The sequence below is a fragment of the Treponema sp. R8-4-B8 genome (assembly GCF_054786175.1).
Genome location: NZ_BDHE01000110.1, coordinates 1 through 1,185 on the forward strand (window position 1 = coordinate 1; position 1,185 = coordinate 1,185).

General features: G+C 49.7%; 1 protein-coding gene. It reads left to right on the forward strand.

Annotated features, from left to right (window positions below; translation table 11 throughout):
• Positions 1 to 188 precede the first annotated feature (188 nt).
• Positions 189 to 1,185 (forward strand): glutamate--tRNA ligase family protein (locus ACYVRA_RS06610; protein ID WP_461251954.1); only part of this gene is annotated, 997 nt, incomplete at its 3' end.

Consider the following 1,185-nt stretch of genomic DNA (forward strand, 5'->3'; position numbering starts at 1 on the left):
TTGACGAGGTAGCTGTAAAGTTCATCGAAAAGGGAAAGGCTTAGTTTGACACTCTGACCGATACCGAACTGAGCGAGTATCGGGGGACGGCGGTTGCGGACAAGAACAATATCAACGTAACGCCGCCTTGAAGAAACAGCCCGTACAGAGACCGTTCTGTCGAAGAAAACCTTGACCTCTTTGCGAAAATGCGTTCCGGCGAATACCCTGATGGCGCGAAAACGTTACGCGCTAAAATCGACATGACTCATCCTAACTTAATCATGCGCGATCCTGTCATGTACCGCATACGCAGAGAAAACCATTACCGCACCGGCAATTCATGGTGTATTTATCCCATGTATGATTTTCAACACCCGCTTTCCGATGCAAAAGAGGGAATTACCCACTCTCTTTGTTCGCTTGAATACGAAATTCACCGCCCTTTGTATGATTGGTTTATCCGCGAGGCGGAAGTTTTCCCTTCACGGCAGATTGAATTTGCCCGCCTTAATTTGAGCCGTACCGTTATGAGCAAACGCTGGCTTTTAAAACTCGTGCAGAATAAACAGGTTACAGGCTGGGACGATCCGCGAATGCCCACAATAGCCGGTCTCCGCAGACGAGGTTACACTCCCGAGGCGATTCGCAGTTTTGTTTCGCAGATTGGCATCGCAAAGACTGACAGCTTGGTAGACATCGCGTTTCTTGAATACTGTCTTCGCGAAGACCTGAATAAACGCGCACTGCGTGTAATGGCAGTTTTGCGACCTCTCAAATTGATTATCGAAAACTGGGATGAGAACAAGAGTGAAGAAATGGAAGCGGTAAATAATCCCGAAGACGAATCCGCCGGAAAACGCCTTGTGCCATTTTCCCGCGAACTGTGGATTGAGCGCGAAGATTTTGAAGAGACTCCGCCGCCCAAATACTTCCGGCTCTTTCCCGGCAACTCCGTCCGCCTGCGGTATGCGTACATTGTTACATGCACCGGTTTTGACAAAGACGCAAACGGCAATATAACAGCTGTGCGCTGCACCTACGATCCGCAGACAAGAGGCGGTAATGCGCCTGACAACAAAAAGATAAAGAGCACAATTCATTGGGTATCTGCCGCTCATGCCGCGCCAATACAGGCGCGTATTTACGATTACCTGTTCAGCGCGGAAAAACCGATGGAAGTATCCCAGCGCCCGGACGGCTCTC